This window comes from Streptomyces bungoensis, assembly GCF_001514215.1.
Classification (GTDB): Bacteria; Actinomycetota; Actinomycetes; order Streptomycetales; family Streptomycetaceae; genus Streptomyces; species Streptomyces bungoensis.
On record NZ_KQ948854.1, the window covers coordinates 400,319 to 416,110 of the forward strand.

Below are 15,792 nucleotides of genomic sequence, written 5' to 3' on the forward strand. Positions count from 1 at the left end.
GACGGGACCTCCCGCGCCCGGACTATTTCGTGACCTCCGCCGCCGCGTAGGACGTTCCCGCCGGTGCCCTGCACACGAACCAGTTCGCCTTCAGGAAGCCGGCGACCGGGCGGATGGCCGATCCGGTGTCGTGGACGGAAAGGCCGTCGGCGGGCTCGGCCACCGTGACGGTGCCGTCCTTCCAGTGGCAGGTGACCTGCCGGGCGGTCCTGGCGACCATGCCGATCACCAGACGGCCGGAGCTCTCCCCGCCGGTGCCCAGACGGGTCGCCGCGGCCTCCAGGTCCGTGCCCGCGAAGTTCTCGAAGTCCCTGACGGTGTTGAACATCACCTGCTCCGGACGGGCGTCCCCCCAGCCCCGCGTCGCGAAGAACGAGACCTTGCCGATCAGGTCGGCGGGCTTGTGGGCATCCGCCGGCTCCAGACCCAGTGCGGCCATGGCGTCGAACTGCCGGTCCGCTTCGGCCTCGTCACGCGGCGCACCCCACACCTGGACCACCACGTGCCACTCCTTGCCCCGGTAGGTCCCCCGGGCCAGCTCGGTCCGCTGCGGGTCGTAGACGTGCCGCGCCCGGGGCGGGGACGGCGGCTTCGCCACGTATCCCTGCCGGTCCCCGTGTCCCCCGGGCAGGCCGGCGAACGCCAGCGCCGCCCCCGTCGACCCGGCCACCACCGCCGCCGTGACCGCCGCCACCGCCCAGCGGCGGGCTCTGCGGCGCCGGCCGGCGCGCATGACCTGCTGGACGGGGGCTATGCCGATCTCGACCTCGTCCGCTGCGTCCGCGAGGAGGAAGGCGATGTCCGACTGTGTCATCTCGTGGTTCTCCCGGTCCGCGCTCATCACTTCCGCCCTCCCTGCGTCACCGTCTCGGCCAGTCCCGGTATGGCGCGGAGCTTCGTGATCCCCTTGGCCGCGTTGCTCTTGACCGTGCCCACCGAGCAGCCCATCGCCTCCGCCGCCTGGGTCTCCGTCAGGTCCTCCCAGTAGCGCAGCACCACCGCCTCGCGCTGCCGCGCGGGGAGTTGGGCGAGCGCCGTGAGCAGGGCTCGGCGGTCGTCGGCCTGCGCGATCCGGTCGCCGGTGTCGGCGATCTCGCGCACCAGACCCGAGTCGTCCCTGGGCGCCAGGAACTCCTTGAGCCTCCTTCTGTGCCGGCGTGCGTGCAGGTTGATCATCACGCGCCGTACGTACGCCTCCGGATCGTCGGCCGAGCCCACCCTGCGCCAGGCCACGAAGGCCTTCTCGAGCGTCGACTGGACCAGGTCCTCCGCGGCGTGCTGCTCCCCCGTGAGGAGAAATGCCGTGCGCATCAGCCGCGGCCAGCGGCCGATCATGAAGCTCTGGAACTCCCCGTCCCGAGCCTGCTTCCGATCCCCCATGGGCACCTCCTAGACATCAGAAGGAGTCCACGGGCCGCCCGAACCGTTGCCTCATCCGCGGGAAACCGTCGAACTTCCTCGCGGCAGCCACACCAGCATCAGCACCGCCCCACCCACCAGCAGCGCCGCGCTCGTGCGGAAGGCGAGCGCGTAGCCGTCCGTGAGCGCCTCGGGTCCGTGGCCGCTGCCCGTCGCGGCCGCCGCGACGGTCGACATGACGGCGAGGCCGAGCGAACCGCCCATCGTGCGGGAGGTGTTGATCAGCCCCGACACCAGTCCCGCCTCCCCCGGCGCGGCGCCCGAGGTGGCCAGCGCGGCCAGTGGGGTCCCGGCCAGGCCCGCGCCCAGCATCATCAGGACGCCGGGGAGCATGATGCCGGTGACGTAGGCGGCGTGCGCGCTCATCGTCGACTGCCAGCCGAAGCCGGCCGCCGCCGTCAGCGTGCCCAGCGTCGCCACCGTGCGCGGTCCCGCCGCCCGCATCAGGCGCGGCGCCACCTTCGAGCCCGCCACGACCGACAGCGAGCTGGGCACCAGGGCGAGGCCGGCCTCCAGCGGCGAGTAGCCGAGCACGTTCTGGGCGTAGAGGGTCATGAAGTACCACATGCCGAACATGGCCGAGCCGGAGACGAACATGGCCGCGTTCGCCGCCGCCACCGAGCGCACCCGCAGCAGCCCGAGCGGCATCAGCGGGGCCGCCGTACGGGCTTCGACCAGCAGGAAGAGCCCGATCAGCGCGAGTCCGGCGAGCAGCGGCAGCAGGGTGGCCGCGGCCGTCCAGCCTTCCGCCCCGGTCTGCGAGATGCCGTACGACAGCGTGGCGAGTCCCGCCGTCACCAGCAGCGCGCCCGGCAGGTCCGGCCGGCGCCGGTCCCCGGCCCGGCTCTCCGCCAGCCACCGCGCGGCACCGGCCAGCACCACCGCGCCCACCGGCACGTTGATCAGCAGCACCCAGCGCCAGGACAGCGCGTCCACCAGCACGCCGCCGACCAGTCCGCCCGCGGCCCCGCCGCCGGCGCCCACCGCCGTCCAGGTCGCGATCGCCCGGGCCCGGGCCGGGCCCTGCGGGACCGCCGCCGTCAGCAGCGTCAGGGTCGAGGGCGCCAGCACGGCCGCGCCCAGCCCCTGCACGGCGCGCGCCAGCAGCAGCTGCCAGCCGTCCTGGGCCAGTCCGCCGCCGAGCGAGGCCAGCGTGAACAGGCCGAGGCCGACGAGGAACATCCGCTTGCGGCCGTAGAGGTCACCGGCCCGCCCGCCGAGCAGCATGAACCCGGCGAAGGCGATCGCGTAGGCGTTCACCACCCACTGCAGGCCGGCCGCGTCCAGTCCGAGGCTCGTCCGCATCGACGGCAGGGCGACGTTGACGACGGACACGTCGAGCACGACCAGGAACTGGCCCGCGCAGGCCACCGCCACCACCAGCCAGGTGGGCGGGGCGGTACGGCGCGACGCCGAGGGCGTGGTGCGGGCGGCTTCGAGCATGCGTGTCATGCTCTCAACCCGGTGACGGTCCTTGCATCGGGATTTCGGCCCAGCGGGGCGTAGGTCCCCGGTCCTACGCCGCGCCCGCTCCTCCTCCCCCGAAGGCCGGTCGCGCGCCGCTGACGTCCGCTCAGATACCCATGAGTCGGTCAAGGATTCGTTAGAGGCCCGAAGCAACGGAATAGTTGCCTGTGCATACGAGGTTTACCCGGCACTCATGTCACGCGGGAGGCCTCACAGATGACCCACACGACCGACCAACCCAGCCGGCGGGCCGGCGGCGCCGTGGTTCCGGTGCTCGCCTTCGCGGGCATCGTGGTCGCGGTGATGCAGACCCTGCTCGTGCCGGTCATCAAGGACCTGCCGCAACTGCTGGGCACCGCACCCAGCAACGCCACCTGGGTCCTCACCTCCACCCTCCTCTCCGGCGCCGTCGCCACCCCGATCATGGGCCGCCTGGGCGACCTCTACGGCAAGCGGCGCATGCTGATCCTCAGCCTCGCCGTGATGGTGGTGGGCGCCCTGGTCAGCGCCCTCACCAGCGACCTGCTCACCATGATCGCGGGCCGTACCCTGCAGGGCTTCGCCATGGGCGCGATACCCCTCGGCATCGGTCTGATGCGGGACATGCTGCCGCGCGAGCGGCTCGGCTCGGCCATGGCCCTGATGAGTTCCTCCATCGGCGTCGGCGGCGGCCTCGCGCTGCCCGCCGCGGCCCTGGTGGCGCAGCACACCGACTGGCACGTCCTGTTCTACGGCGCCGCCGGCCTCGGCGTGCTCTCCATCGCCCTCACGCTCCTCACCGTCCCCGAGTCCCCGATGCGGGCGAAGGGCTCCTTCGACCTGCTGGGCGCGCTCGGCCTGTCCGCCGGACTGGTCCTGTTCCTGCTGCCGATCACCAAGGGCAGCGACTGGGGCTGGACCTCGGGCACCACGCTCGGCCTGTTCGCCGCGGCGGCGGTCGTGCTGCTGCTGTGGGGCGTGCTGGAGCTGCGCCTGGCGGCCCCGCTGGTGGACCTGCGCACCACCGCCCGCCCGGCCGTGCTCTTCACCAACCTCGCCTCGATCATGGTCGGCGTCTCCTTCTACGTCGTCTCCCTGGTCCTGCCCCAGCTGCTCCAGCTGCCGAAGGCGACCGGCTACGGCCTCGGCCAGTCGATGGTCTCCGCCGGCCTGCTCGTCGCGCCCCTGGGCCTGACGATGATGCTCACCGCGCCCGTCTACGCCCGGCTGTCCGCCCGGTACGGGCCCAAGGTCACCCTGATCCTCGGCATGCTGGTCATCGCGATCGGGTACGGCGCCGGGCTCGGCCTCATGAGCGCGCCCTGGCAGAGCCTGGTCATCGCGGTGATCCTCGGCGCGGGCATCGGCCTCGCCTACTCCTCGCTGCCCGCGCTGATCGTCGGCGCGGTCCCGGCCTCGGAGACCGGCGCCGCCAACGGCCTGAACACGCTGATGCGGTCGATCGGCACGTCCGTCTCCAGCGCCGTCATCGGCATGGTGCTGGCCAACACCGCGCACACGGTGGGCGGCGTCGCCGTCCCGACGATGCACGGCTTCCGGGTCTCCTTCCTGATCGCCACGGCCGCCGTCGCGGTGGGTCTGCTGTTCGCCGTCCTCCTGCCCCGGGCGCCCCGCCCGGCCCGGCACGTCCAGCTGCGGGCGAGCAGCGAGGAGGACGCGGCGCTGGAGCGCGCCGAGGAGGTGCTGCGCGGCTTCCGCGGCCGGATCCTGGGCGCCGACGGCACCCCGGTCGCCCGCGCCAAGGTCACCCTGATCGACCGCCGGGGCCGCCAGGCGGGCGCCACCGTCTCCGCCGAGGACGGCTCGTACACGCTCGCCGTCCCCACCCAGGGCGCGTACGTGCTGGCCGCGCGGGCCTTCGGCCACGGGCCGCTCGCGTCGTCCGCCACCCACCACGGCGAGGACCGCGCGGTCGAGCTGGACCTGTCCCTGCCCGGCGAGACGGTCACGGCGTAACCGGGCGTCTGCCGTACCCCCTGTCACCCGCGGGCCGGGGATACGGCAGCATGGGCGCCCAGACAGTCGTACGACGACCGGAAGGCCCCCGATGCCCGCCCCCGCACCCAAGCCCGAGATCCTGGCCGCGTTCGAGGCGGCGAAGGGGTTCATGCCCGTGGACGAGGGGCTGGCGCTGTACGCGGCCGCGGTGGAGGCCGGGCGGCTGGGGCTGCCGCTGCTGGAGGTCGGGACCTACTGCGGGCGTTCCACCATCCTGCTCGCCGACGCGGCCCGGGAGGCCGGGGTCACCGCGCTCACCGTGGACCACCACCGGGGCAGCGAGGAGCAGCAGCCGGGCTGGGACTACCACGACCCTGAGACCGTCGACCCCGAGATCGGCCTGATGGACACGCTGCCCACCTTCCGCCGCACCCTGCACCGGGCGGGCCTGGAGGACCACGTGGTCGCCCTGGTCGGCCGCTCGCCGCAGATCGCCGCGATCTGGAACTCCCCGGTCGGCCTCGTGTTCGTCGACGGCGGCCACACCGACGAGCACGCGAACGCGGACTACGAGGGCTGGGCCCCGCACGTCGCGGAGGGCGGCCTCCTCGTCATCCACGACGTCTTCCCGCACCCCGAGGACGAGTTCACCGGCCAGGCCCCGTACCGGGTCTACCTGCGGGCCCTGGACTCGGGGGCGTTCACGGAGGTGTCCGCGACGGGGTCGCTGCGCGTGCTGCGGCGGACCGGCGCCCGGGGTGTGGTCTAGACTCCCGCGCCACGAACCGCCGCGGGGCGGTCCCGCACGGGGGTGGGGTTGTGGACTTTCCGATCGGGCTGCTCCTGATCGTCTTCGGTGCGCCGCTCGTGGGCCTTCTCGGCAACGCGCTCGCGGGCAGCGGCCGCAGGGGGCTGGGCCGGGCCGTCGGCGTCGGGCTGTACCTGGTCGTCCTCGCGGTCGCCGGGTGGCTGATCGTGCGCGGTTTCCGACACGGTCTGCACCCCGCCGGCCACTCCCGTACCGGTTGGCCGTCTCCGCCATGTGCGGGCGCCGGCCTGCCGCTAGGGTGGCAGGCGTGTCGTATCTGGGACCCGACTTCGATCCGCCGCAGCCGCGCCGGGCCCGGCGCGGGCCGCTGACCGTCGCGCTCGCCGCGCTGGTGCCCGGTGCGCTGCTCGGCTGGCTGGTGTACGAGGCGGTGGGCGGGTCCGGCGGCTCCTCCGGCGCCGTGGGCCCCGCGTCGCCCTCCGTGACCTCGGCGGCCTCCTCGACCTCCGGGTCCTCCGTCCGTACGGCCGCGCCGCCGGCCACGCGCTCCGGGTCGGGCAGCCCCGACGCCAAGGCGCCGAGCCGGAAGCCGGACGCCCCGGCCCCCACCGGGTCCGGCCCGCTGAAGGGGAAGGTCGTCGTCATCGACCCGGGGCACAACCCGGGCAACTTCCAGCACGCGGCGGAGATCAACCGCCAGGTGGACATCGGGACGAACCGCAAGGAGTGCGACACCACCGGCACGTCCACCAACGCCGGTTACACGGAGGCCCGGTTCACGCTGGACGTGGCGCACCGGCTGCGCGCGATCCTCGAACGGCAGGGTGCCACGGTCAAGCTGACGCGCGACGCGGACGGCCCGGCCTGGGGTCCGTGCGTGGACGAGCGGGCGCGGATCGGCAACACCGCGCGCGCGGACGCCGCCATCTCCATCCACGCCGACGGCGCGGCCGAGGGCGACCGCGGCTACCACGTGATCCTGCCGGGATCCGTGCACGCCGGGGCCGCCGACACCCGCCCGATCACCGGCCCCTCCCGCGACCTCGGCACGCGCATCGCGGGCACGTTCCTGCGCGTCACCGGCGAGCCGCCGTCCAACTACCTCGGCGCCGGTACCGGACTCGTCACACGCACGGACCTGGGCGGTCTCAATCTGTCAACGGTTCCCAAGGTGTTCATCGAGTGCGGCAACATGCGCGATAGCAAGGACGCGGCACTGCTGACCAGTGGCGCCTGGCGGCAGAAGGCCGCGCAGGGGATCTCCGAGGGAATCGTGAGTTTCCTGCGCCGGTCGTGACCGACGGGCGGAACCGGCCGGACAGTCCGATCTTCCGGACGATAGTGTCTACCGACGACGAGCCGACCTACGAAGGACCCAAGGTGAATATCCGCTCCCTCACTAGAGGCGACGGCGTGGTGATCGGAGCAGCGGTGTTGCTGTTCATCGCGTCGTTCCTCGACAACTACTCGTACGACGGGGCCCCGGACGGCCTCGACCTCCCGAGCCTGTGGGCAAGCGGACCGGTCCTGCTCAGCGTCGTACTGGCAGGGATCATCGGCGCCGCGCTGATCGTGGTCGCCCGGGCCCTGCCGCAGCCGCGCAAGGTCGCGGGCCTCGAACTCGGCGCGTTCGGCGTCGCGTTCGCGGTGTTCGCCGCGTGGAGCGCGCTCGGCAACGTCATCGACCCGGCCGGCGGCGCGAACAACTTCGGCAACTCCAACGACGGTCCCAGCGCCGGTACGGGCCTGATCATCGCCCTCATCGCCACGCTGCTGATGGCCGCCGCCGCCGTCGCCACCCCGCTCGTCCCCGCCCTCCAGGCCGCCCTGATCCCGGCCCCGAAGCCGGCCGCGCCGCAGCCCTACGGCGCCCAGCCGGCCGGTGGTTACGGCTACCCGGGCGCCCAGCCGCAGCCGGGCCAGCCGTACGGTGCCCAGCCGCAGCCCGGCCAGCCGTTCGGGCAGCAGCCGGGTGCGCCGGCCGCCGCGGGCCCGCAGCCGGGTGCGCCGGCCGCCGCCCAGGACTTCTCGCCGTTCTGGTTCGCCGTGCCGGTGGCCCGTCCGCTGTTCTCGGAGGACGGCTCGCCCGCCCCGATCGCCGAACTGGCACCGGGCACCTGGTACCTGGCCGTCGAGCAGCGCGGTGCCGCGCTGGTGGCGCAGACGCAGGACGGCCGCCGTGGCGTGCTGCAGGACACCTCGGGCATCCAGCGCGGCTGAGGCACGCCTCCCGCCGCCCACGGCCCCTCGCCCCTTGCGGGCGGGGGGCCGTCGCCGTACAACTGCGGTTCTGTCACTGGCCCTTGGTGAGCTGGGACGTCGACGGGACCTGGTTCTTGACCGGCGCGCCGGCCTGCTTCCCGGCGTCCTTCACCTTGTTGATGACGTCGTCGAAGGAACCGGCCGCGTTCTGGTCGCCCTTGCGGAGCTTGGCCGGCAGGCCCTTCAGCGCCGCGATGCCGGCGGACAGGGGCGCCAGGGCCTTGGCCAGGGCCGGGTCGCCCTGGGCGTTCTTCTGGGCCGCCTTGAGCCGGTTGTAGGTGAAGACACCGGCGAGACCGGCCTTGACCAGGGCCGTTTTGCGGCCGTGGGCGCCCTTGTTGAACTTGCCGGCCTTCCAGGGCTTGACGATCCACTCGTAGGTGGCGCCGGCGGCGAGGCCCGCGTTCAGCACGAACCGGGTCTTGGCGAACTTCTGCTTCTGCGCGGAGGTGCTGGGGCTCGGGGTGGCCGCCTGGGCGGTGACGTCCGCGGACCGCGACTGCCGCGTACCGCTCTTCCCGCCTCCGCAGGCGGTGGTGCCGGCGATGAGGGCGCAGCACAGGGTGAGCGCCACGCAGAGGCGACGTATCGGTACGGGCACGAGGTCCTCCGGACGTGTCTCCCCGAGCGGGTGCTTCCTTCGGCAGGCTCACCTGCGCGGACGCAGTGGGCCACCCGGGCGGCTCCGTCCGGGTGAGCCCGCCCCGGTTTCACCGTGCGCGGAGCGGCAATCCGGAAGCCATGTCTAGATATCGCAACGGTGCGAATCAGGCCGGGACGGTCATCGCGGTCGTCGCCGACATCATGGCTGTGATCCTCGGCCTGTGGATCCTGATGTACCTGCTGGACGCCAACCGGGGCAACTCCCTGGTGCAGTTCGTCCATGACGCCGCCTCCTGGCTGGCCTCCTGGTCCCACGACCTGTTCACCTTCGACGCGGCCTGGGCCCGGGTGGTCGCCGGCTACGGCCTCGCCGCCGTGGTCTACCTGTTCGTGGGCCACGCCATCGCGAACCGGATGCACCGGCACTGACCGCGCTGCCGTCCTCCCGCCGACCGGCACCGGCCGGTCGGCGGCGGTCGGTCAGCCGCAGCAGTCGGGGTCCAGGCCGGACGGCAGGTACTCCCCTCCGAACACCGCGCACGTGGCTTCGTGGCCGCCCAGGGCGGCGACGGCCAGCAGGAGGGAGCCAGCCGTCCAGGTGGTCAGTTCGCGGGGCCAGACGGCGTCGTCGTCGTAGACGTAGCCCGTCCAGTACAGGCCGCTCTCCGGATCGCGCAGGTGCTGGATCGACTGGAGGATCTCCAGTGAGCGGTCGGACTCGCCCAACGCCCACAGCGCCAGGGCGAGTTCGCACGACTCGCCGCCGGTCACCCACGGGTTGGGCACGACGCAGCGCACGCCGAGACCGGGGACGACGAAGCGGTCCCAGTCCGTCTCGATGCGCGCCTTGGCCTCCGCCCCCGTCAGGGCGCCGCCGAGGACCGGGTAGTACCAGTCCATCGAGTAGCGGTCCTTGTCGAGGAACCGCTCGGGGTGCAGCCGGATCGCGTGCCGTAGCGCCCCCACCGCCAACTCCCAGTCCGGCTGCGGTTCTTCGCGCTGCTCGGCGATGGCGAGCGCGCAGCGCAGCGCGTGGTGGACGGAGGAGGAGCCGGTGAGCAGCGCGTCCTCGGCGGGCGTGCCGTCGTCGTCGCGCCGCCAGCCGATCTGCCCGCCGGGCTGCTGCAGCCGCAGCACCCACTCGACGGCCGCGTGGACGGTCGGCCACATGCGGTCCAGGAACGTGTCGTCGCCGGTGGACAGGTAGTGGTGCCACACGCCGACCGCTATGTAGGCGACGAAGTTGGACTCGCGGGCACGGTCGGTGACGTCGTCGTGGGCGCCGTCGGCGTAGGCGGCGTACCAGGAGCCGTCCTCGTTCTGGTGCCGCGCGAGCCAGTCGTACGCCCGCTCGGCGGCCTCGTGCTCGCCGGCCGCGTCCAGCGCCATCGCGGCCTCGGTGTGGTCCCACGGGTCGAGGTGGTGCCCGCGGAACCAGGGGATCGCGCCGTCCTCCCGCTGCACGGCGAGGATGCCGCGCACGGTCGCGGCGGCCTGCCCGGCGGTGAGCACCCCGGGCAGGACGAGGTGTTCTGTCCGGGGAGTGGTCACCGGGCGTCCACCCGCGGCAGGTGCGGCTTGGTGGCGTAGACGACGAAGCTCTTGCCGAGGACCGGGTTCAGCGCCCGCTCGGCGATCCGGGTGGCGAGCGGCTTCTTCATGATGTCCCAGACCAGCAGCTTGTGGTACGCCCGCACCGGCAGCGCCTTGTCGTTGTCGACGCCGAACGCGCACTTCAGCCACCAGTACGGCGAGTGCAGCGCGTGCGCGTGGTGGCTGCCGTACGGCCGCAGGCCGGCCTCGCGGACCTTCGCCACCAGCTCGTCGGCCTTGTAGATGCGGATGTGGCCGCCCTCGACCTCGTGGTAGGCGTCGGACAGCGCCCAGCAGACCTTCTCGGGGCCGTAGCGGGGCACGGTGACGGCGATGCGGCCGCCGGGCCGGAGCACGCGCACCATCTCGGCGAGCACGCCCTTGTCGTCGGGGATGTGCTCCATCACCTCGGAGATGATGACGACGTCGAAGGACTCGTCGGGGAACGGCAGGGCGAGGGCGTCGCCCTCCATGGCGGTGGCGGTCGCGCCCTCCGGCGCCTCGCCCGCCTCCTTCATCGCCGCGAACCACTTGGCGACCTCGCGGATCTCCTCGCCGTTCTGGTCGAGGGCCACGACCTGCGCGCCGCGCCGGTAGCACTCGAAGGCATGCCGGCCGGCCCCGCAGCCGAGGTCCAGGACACGGTCGCCGGGGGCGAGCGGGAACCGGGAGAAGTCGACGGTCAGCACGTGGCCCTGCTTTCGCGGTCGGAGGTTGCGCGGTCGGGGATCTCGGGGTCGGAGGGGAAGGCTCCCGCGCGTACGGCCGTGGGGGCGGCGGCCGTACGGCCCGGTGCGCCCGCGCGGCCCTCGTGGCGGGCGACGGCCTCCCGGTAGCGGGCCACCGTGCCCTCGGCGGCGCGGGCCCACGTGAAGTGCCGCAGCACCCGCTCGCGGCCCGCCCGGCCGAGCCGGACCCGCAGTTCGCGGTCGCCGAGCAGCCGGTTCAGCCCGGCGGCCAGCGCGCCCGGGTCACCCGGCGGCACGGCCAGGCAGGTCTCGCCGTCGCGGCCGGCGACCTCCGGGATCGCGCCGCCGGTCGTGGCGAGCAGCGGGGTGCCGGTGGCCATGGCCTCGGCGGCGGGCAGCGAGAAGCCCTCGTAGAGGGAGGGCACGCACGCGACCTGGGCCGAGCGGATCAGGTCGACGAGTTCGGCGTCGGAGATGCCCTTGACGAACTCGACGGCGTCCTCGAGGCCGTAGCGCTCGACGGCCTGGGCGACCGGGCCCTCAGTGGGGCGCTTGCCGACGACGACGAGGTGGGCGGCCGGGTGCTCGGTGCGCACCTTGGCGAGCGCCTCGACCAGGAAGACCAGGCCCTTGAGGGGCACGTCGGCGCTGGAGGTGGTGACGATCCGGCCGGGCACCTCGGGCACGGCGGGGTCGGGCGCGAACAGGCCGGTGTCGGCGCCGATGTGGACGACGTGGACGCGGTCCGGGCGCACGCCGAGGTGGTCGGTGATCTCCTGCCGGGAGGTGCCGGAGACGGTGAGCACCGACGGCAGTCGGCGCGCGACCCGCTTCTGCATGCGGGTGAAGGCGTACCAGCGCCGCACGGACAGCCGGCGCTGCCAGCCCTCGGCGGCGTCCAGTTCGAGCTGCCGGTCGACGGTGATGGGGTGGTGGATGGTGGTGACCAGGGGCGCCCCGACGTCGCCCAGCAGCCCGTAGCCGAGGGTCTGGTTGTCGTGCACGACGTCGAACTCACCGCGCCGGGCGCGCAGATGGCGGCGGGCGCGCAGGGAGAAGGTCAGCGGCTCGGGGAAGCCGCCGGTCCACATGGTGGCGACCTCGAGGGCGTCGATCCAGTCCCGGTATTCGTCCCGCTTCGGGGTGCGGAAAGGGTCGGGCTGGCGGTAGAGGTCGAGGCTGGGCAGCTCGGTCAGGCGCAGCCCGGGGTGGCCCTCGTCGAGGACGGGGTACGGCTGGGAGCCGATGACCTCGACGCGGTGGCCGAGGCGGCTCAGCTCGCGGGAGAGGTGCCGTACGTAGACGCCCTGGCCCCCGCAGAACGGGTTCCCTTTATAGGTGAGAAGCGCGATGTGGAGCGGTCGCTCTCCCCCACTCTCGGCTACGCTCGAGCGGGAGGGACCCCCACCGGCGGCGAGGTCCGGGTGGGACGCCGCCTGACTGGCCTCAGCGGTCACTCTGGGCCCCCTTCTCCCTGCACTGTCCCGCGACACTATGACGGGACGCTAATCTAGAACAAGTTTCAGACTTGATCGTTCAAGAGGCTCTGAATCTACCGGCAGGTAGGTCCGCAGGGAGCGATGGATCAGGTGATTCACGCCACGACTCGGGCCCCTGCCCCGGCCGGGCGATCACGTGCCTCAATGATGTCCTCACCGACTGTCACGGACGGGACCCATGCCTGCGGAAGCCAGTATTTCTCGGCCTGTCTCGCCGCCGCTCACGCAGCGGCAGGAGGCCCGCCGCCGCCGGATCCTGCAGGCGAGCGCGCAGCTGGCCGGCCGGGGCGGCTTCGACGCCGTGCAGATGCGCGAGGTCGCCGAGTCCTCACAGGTCGCCCTCGGCACCCTGTACCGCTACTTCCCGTCCAAGGTCCACCTTCTGGTGGCCACCATGCAGGACCAGCTGGAGCACCTGCACGGCACCCTGCGCAGGAAGCCCCCGACGGGTGACACGGCCGCCGAACGGGTGGCGGAGACCCTGATGCGCGCCTTCCGCGCCCTGCAGCGCGAGCCGCACCTGGCCGAGGCGATGGTCCGCGCCCTCACCTTCGCCGACCGCAGCGTCTCCCCCGAGGTCGACCAGGTCTCCCGGCAGACCACCGCGATCATCCTGGACGCGATGGGTTTGGAGCACCCGACCCCCGACCAGCTCTCCGCCGTCCGCGTCATCGAGCACACCTGGCACTCGGCCCTGATCACCTGGCTGTCCGGCCGCGCCTCCATCGCCCAGGTCAAGATCGACATCGAGACGGTGTGCCGGCTGATCGACCTGACGGATCCGGAGGGGGCGCGGGGAGGCGGTGACGAGGCGCGGGCGCCGGGGTGACGGCTCTTCGCCGTCCCGACTCCGGGCACGAAAGGACCTACGAGACGGGTTCCCTTCGCCGGCATGGTCCGGATCAGGTAATGGGGGTCGCCTTCCGGCCCGACTGCTGCCTTCCGGCCTCTCAGCCCTACCGTCGACGTCGGCCTCGGCGGATGCCTCAGCGTCTCGCCCAAGTCGGCTACTCCGGTCGGACTCCCTCACTCGCCTCGTAGGCTGCTTTCAGCATAGCGCGCCGGGCGGGGACGGAACCCTACAAATAGGGACATTTTCTCTCGCGTCGGCGGCGTGGCCGATCACGTACGTGGTGGGGGAAAGCGGTCGCCGCCGGGTGGGCGGAGCTGCTGGAATGGCTCATGGATGCCATGCAGCGGCTGATCGCCGAGCGCGCCTGCGAGCGCGTGGTTCTGGAGTTCGTCCACCGGCTCGACCTCGGTGAACCCGCGTCGGTGGCGGAGCTGTTCACCGAGGACGGCAGTTGGCAGTGGCCGCCGCCCGGTGCCGGGCGGCGGGCCCGGGGGCGGCCGGCACTGCGGGCGTACTTCGGGGCCCGGCCGGACGACCGGCTCTCCCGCCGGATCATGTCGAACGTCGTCGTCACACCGGCCTCGCCGGACACGGCGACCGCCACCTCGTACTTCACGACCTACCGCGTCGACGGCTGGTCCGGCGGCATGGTCCCGCCGGGCCCACCGGTCCAGGTCGGCACCTACACGGACGCCTTCCGCCGGGTCGACGGCGCGTGGCTGATCGCCTCCCGCACCCTGCACCTGGCGTTCGGCGGGCCCACACCGAAGGCCGGCTGATCCCCGCCCACCAGGCCGCGGACCGCTCAGGCGCCCGCCCGCTCCGCCCCCGCCGGACTCCCCGCCCGCTCCGACGCGATGATCATCTCCGCCAGGTCCGCCAGCGTCGCCAGCTGGCGGGCGTTCATCTGGGGGGCGCGGGCCGCCAGGCGGTTCAGGCCGCTCTGGCGCAGGCGCAGCAGCGGGTCCGCCTCCGCCTCCAGGCTCTGCAGCACCGGCTGCAGCGCCACGTGCAGCGCTTCCTGTTCGTCCGCGGTGAAGAAGCCCGCCGGCAGGCCGAAGAACCGGCGCAGCCGGTCGGTGTGCTCCAGGCTCGGCATGCCGCTCTTGCGCCACTCGCTCAGCCACTGCCGGCTGGTCCCGGCGATCCTGGCCAGTTCGTCCAGCGAGTACCGCTTGCCGTCCGGACGCCGGCGCGTCTCGCGGATGAAGTCCAGTCGCTGCCGCACCCGTTGGGCGAGGCAGGCGTCGGGTGCCCGGCCGCCGGAGAGCAGTTCCACGACGACGCCGACGGGGATGCCGGTGCGGTGGGAGAGTCCGGCCACGTCCAGGACCTCCGGTAGCCGGCCCGGCCGGCCGGTCAGCTCCCCGAGCCGGTCCAGCACGTCGGCCAGCGGTCCGTAGGCGTCACTCACCGAGGCCCCCCGGGGCGTGTCGTCCGTTCCTTGGCTGAGAGCTGCCGAGGCTACCCGGTCCCCCTGACGCCGACCAGACGTGACAACGCACCTTGCCCAAACTGGCAGCAATCGTTGACAGTTGAGGGTGCGGTGGGTGAGGATCGGGACACAGAGAGCAAGATCGACCCGCCCCGGGTGCTGCCTATGGGGGAGCAGCATCCGGGGCGTTCCGCTGTCCGCCTTCTCCCCACGAAGGTGAGGCTCCGATGCCTCAGCCCGTCCTCCTGCTCGGGACCGGCCACCCGGCCGCGTACGCGGAGCATCCGCTGGCGCGGATCGCGGCGGTCCACCCGGTGGTGCTGGCCGACACCGCCCCGCCCGCCTGGGCCCGCCCCTATCTGTCCGGCCACATCGCGGCCGACGCGGGCGGGGAGGCGGTCGTCCGGTACGCGGCACGGCACTCCGTGCGCGGTGTGCTGCCGGCCACCAGGGAGCAGCTGCCCGGCGCGGCGCGGATCGCCGCCCGGCTGGGGCTGGCCGGCGTGCCGGAGGAGACGGCCGAGGCCTGCGCCCGGCCGGCCGCGCTGCGGGCGCTGCTGGCCCGCCACAAGGTGCCCTCGGCCGGCCCGGAGGACACCGGGGGGCAACTCGTCTGCGCCGAGGCGGTGGTGCTGGACGACGAGGTCCGCATCGCCGCCCTGACCCGCACGACGCCGGGCCCGCCGCCGGCCCGGCAGCCGCTGCGGCACTCCGTGCACGCGCACGACGGGCTGCTGCACAACCGGTTCCTGCGCCACACGGTGGAGCGGACGGTACGGGCCCTGCGGCTCACCCACACCGTCGTCCACATCGAGCTGCGGCTCACCGAGCGCGGCCCCCGGGTCGCCGACGTCGTGCCGTGCCTGCCGGGCGACCTGATCCCGCTGCTGGTCGAGCGGGCCACCGGTGTCGACCTCGCGCGGGCCGCGGCCGAACTGGCCACCGGGCGGCTCCCGGACGTCTCCCCCACCCGGCAACGGGCGGCGGCGATCCAGTTCGCCCACCCGGCCGCGACGGGCCGCCTGACCCATCTGGCCGTGGACCCCGCGGTCGCGGGCGAGCCGTTCGGTGACGCGCTGGTCCTCACCCTGCGGCCGGGCGACATGGTCACCGCCGGGTCGGGCGACCGGATCGCGCACTGGGTGGTGGAGGGCGAGGACCCCGCGGAGTGCAGCCGCCTGATCGACCGTCTGGCGCGCTACCTGGAGGTCACGGTGACGCCTCAAGTCCCCTGGGCGGCTTGAGCGTTGCGCGCCGGCCCCCGG

The 15,792-nt window shown here is 73.4% G+C and carries 17 protein-coding genes; 9 read left to right on the forward strand and 8 right to left on the reverse strand.

All coding sequences use genetic code 11. The features are described from left to right. Positions 1–22: 22 nt before the first annotated feature. Genes AQJ66_RS12045 through AQJ66_RS12055 form a run of 3 tightly spaced genes read right to left on the reverse strand, consistent with a single transcriptional unit; the run spans position 23 to position 2,871 of the window. Entirely contained in the window at positions 23–841 is an 819-nt protein-coding gene (locus AQJ66_RS12045; protein WP_208611352.1) for a hypothetical protein, read from the reverse strand. Further along, positions 841–1,380 (reverse strand): SigE family RNA polymerase sigma factor, encoded by a 540-nt coding sequence (locus AQJ66_RS12050; RefSeq protein WP_061920028.1) that lies wholly within the window; start codon positions 1,378–1,380, stop codon positions 841–843. Before AQJ66_RS12050 ends, AQJ66_RS12045 begins: the two co-directional genes overlap by 1 nt. A 51-nt stretch (positions 1,381–1,431) precedes the next feature. Further along, a complete protein-coding gene (locus AQJ66_RS12055; RefSeq protein WP_107118917.1) occupies positions 1,432–2,871 on the reverse strand; it encodes an MFS transporter in 1,440 nt (479 codons plus the stop codon). Between the two features lie 231 nt (positions 2,872–3,102). On the opposite strand from AQJ66_RS12055, the gene AQJ66_RS12060 reads away from it, so the two are divergent. The 5 genes from AQJ66_RS12060 (at position 3,103) to AQJ66_RS12080 (ending at position 7,813) form a co-directional block, all read left to right on the forward strand. Further along, a complete protein-coding gene (locus tag AQJ66_RS12060; RefSeq protein WP_061920032.1) occupies positions 3,103–4,842 on the forward strand; it encodes an MFS transporter in 1,740 nt (579 codons plus the stop codon). A gap of 91 nt (positions 4,843–4,933) precedes the next feature. After that, on the forward strand, positions 4,934–5,593 hold the full coding sequence (locus tag AQJ66_RS12065; protein ID WP_061920034.1) for a class I SAM-dependent methyltransferase: 660 nt from the start codon (positions 4,934–4,936) through the stop codon (positions 5,591–5,593). Between the two features lie 50 nt (positions 5,594–5,643). Further along, positions 5,644–5,964, forward strand: coding sequence for a hypothetical protein (locus tag AQJ66_RS39365; RefSeq protein WP_167359156.1), 321 nt, complete (start codon positions 5,644–5,646; stop codon positions 5,962–5,964). Continuing rightward, positions 5,901–6,890 (forward strand): N-acetylmuramoyl-L-alanine amidase, encoded by a 990-nt coding sequence (locus AQJ66_RS12075; protein WP_208611353.1) that lies wholly within the window; start codon positions 5,901–5,903, stop codon positions 6,888–6,890. Before AQJ66_RS39365 ends, AQJ66_RS12075 begins: the two co-directional genes overlap by 64 nt. A gap of 83 nt (positions 6,891–6,973) precedes the next feature. Then, entirely contained in the window at positions 6,974–7,813 is an 840-nt protein-coding gene (locus AQJ66_RS12080; protein ID WP_061920221.1) for a DUF5336 domain-containing protein, read from the forward strand. Positions 7,814–7,886: 73 nt separating this feature from the next. On the opposite strand, the gene AQJ66_RS12085 is transcribed toward AQJ66_RS12080, so the two are convergent. Further along, a complete protein-coding gene (locus AQJ66_RS12085) occupies positions 7,887–8,456 on the reverse strand; it encodes a hypothetical protein (RefSeq protein WP_061920037.1) in 570 nt (189 codons plus the stop codon). 140 nt (positions 8,457–8,596) lie between these two features. Between AQJ66_RS12085 and AQJ66_RS12090 the strand changes: the two genes are divergently transcribed. Beyond that, positions 8,597–8,887 carry a hypothetical protein gene (locus tag AQJ66_RS12090; RefSeq protein WP_061920039.1) on the forward strand — a complete coding sequence of 97 codons (291 nt, stop codon included), beginning with the start codon at positions 8,597–8,599 and terminating at the stop codon, positions 8,885–8,887. A gap of 51 nt (positions 8,888–8,938) precedes the next feature. On the opposite strand, the gene AQJ66_RS12095 is transcribed toward AQJ66_RS12090, so the two are convergent. From AQJ66_RS12095 to AQJ66_RS12105, 3 genes are read right to left on the reverse strand one after another with little or no spacing between them, the layout of a single operon-like run. Next, positions 8,939–10,009: a prenyltransferase/squalene oxidase repeat-containing protein gene (locus tag AQJ66_RS12095; protein WP_061920041.1), complete on the reverse strand. Its 1,071-nt coding sequence runs from the start codon at positions 10,007–10,009 to the stop codon at positions 8,939–8,941. After that, a complete protein-coding gene (locus tag AQJ66_RS12100) occupies positions 10,006–10,740 on the reverse strand; it encodes a class I SAM-dependent methyltransferase (protein WP_061920043.1) in 735 nt (244 codons plus the stop codon). Before AQJ66_RS12100 ends, AQJ66_RS12095 begins: the two co-directional genes overlap by 4 nt. Further along, positions 10,734–12,197: a glycosyltransferase family 4 protein gene (locus AQJ66_RS12105; protein WP_079060186.1), complete on the reverse strand. Its 1,464-nt coding sequence runs from the start codon at positions 12,195–12,197 to the stop codon at positions 10,734–10,736. The genes AQJ66_RS12100 and AQJ66_RS12105 overlap by 7 nt, the downstream gene beginning before the upstream one ends. A gap of 220 nt (positions 12,198–12,417) precedes the next feature. Here AQJ66_RS12105 and AQJ66_RS12110 point away from each other — a divergent pair, with 220 nt between their 5' ends. Continuing rightward, the gene (locus AQJ66_RS12110; protein ID WP_061920045.1) at positions 12,418–13,068 is read left to right on the forward strand and encodes a TetR family transcriptional regulator; all 651 of its coding nucleotides are present in this window, start codon (positions 12,418–12,420) and stop codon (positions 13,066–13,068) included. Positions 13,069–13,421: 353 nt separating this feature from the next. Beyond that, positions 13,422–13,871, forward strand: a complete 450-nt coding sequence (locus AQJ66_RS12115; RefSeq protein WP_061920048.1) for a nuclear transport factor 2 family protein — start codon at positions 13,422–13,424, stop codon at positions 13,869–13,871. Between the two features lie 26 nt (positions 13,872–13,897). Here the strand turns inward: AQJ66_RS12115 and AQJ66_RS12120 are convergent, their stop codons facing one another. Continuing rightward, positions 13,898–14,506 carry a helix-turn-helix domain-containing protein gene (locus AQJ66_RS12120; RefSeq protein WP_061920050.1) on the reverse strand — a complete coding sequence of 203 codons (609 nt, stop codon included), beginning with the start codon at positions 14,504–14,506 and terminating at the stop codon, positions 13,898–13,900. Positions 14,507–14,754: 248 nt separating this feature from the next. Between AQJ66_RS12120 and AQJ66_RS12125 the strand changes: the two genes are divergently transcribed. Continuing rightward, positions 14,755–15,771: an ATP-grasp domain-containing protein gene (locus AQJ66_RS12125; RefSeq protein WP_061920052.1), complete on the forward strand. Its 1,017-nt coding sequence runs from the start codon at positions 14,755–14,757 to the stop codon at positions 15,769–15,771. Positions 15,772–15,792 lie beyond the last annotated feature (21 nt).

Excerpts from the sequence above, each read along its gene's own strand:
- AQJ66_RS12115 (WP_061920048.1), top strand. The coding sequence starts at position 13,422 with ATGGATGCCATGCAGCGGCTGATCGCCGAGCGCGCCTGCGAGCGCGTG.
- AQJ66_RS12050 (WP_061920028.1), bottom strand. The coding sequence starts at position 1,380 with ATGGGGGATCGGAAGCAGGCTCGGGACGGGGAGTTCCAGAGCTTCATG.
- AQJ66_RS12125 (WP_061920052.1), top strand. The coding sequence starts at position 14,755 with ATGCCTCAGCCCGTCCTCCTGCTCGGGACCGGCCACCCGGCCGCGTAC.
- AQJ66_RS12065 (WP_061920034.1), top strand. The coding sequence starts at position 4,934 with ATGCCCGCCCCCGCACCCAAGCCCGAGATCCTGGCCGCGTTCGAGGCG.
- AQJ66_RS12060 (WP_061920032.1), top strand. The coding sequence starts at position 3,103 with ATGACCCACACGACCGACCAACCCAGCCGGCGGGCCGGCGGCGCCGTG.
- AQJ66_RS12110 (WP_061920045.1), top strand. The coding sequence starts at position 12,418 with ATGCCTGCGGAAGCCAGTATTTCTCGGCCTGTCTCGCCGCCGCTCACG.
- AQJ66_RS12090 (WP_061920039.1), top strand. The coding sequence starts at position 8,597 with ATGTCTAGATATCGCAACGGTGCGAATCAGGCCGGGACGGTCATCGCG.
- AQJ66_RS12045 (WP_208611352.1), bottom strand. The coding sequence starts at position 841 with ATGAGCGCGGACCGGGAGAACCACGAGATGACACAGTCGGACATCGCC.
- AQJ66_RS12055 (WP_107118917.1), bottom strand. The coding sequence starts at position 2,871 with ATGACACGCATGCTCGAAGCCGCCCGCACCACGCCCTCGGCGTCGCGC.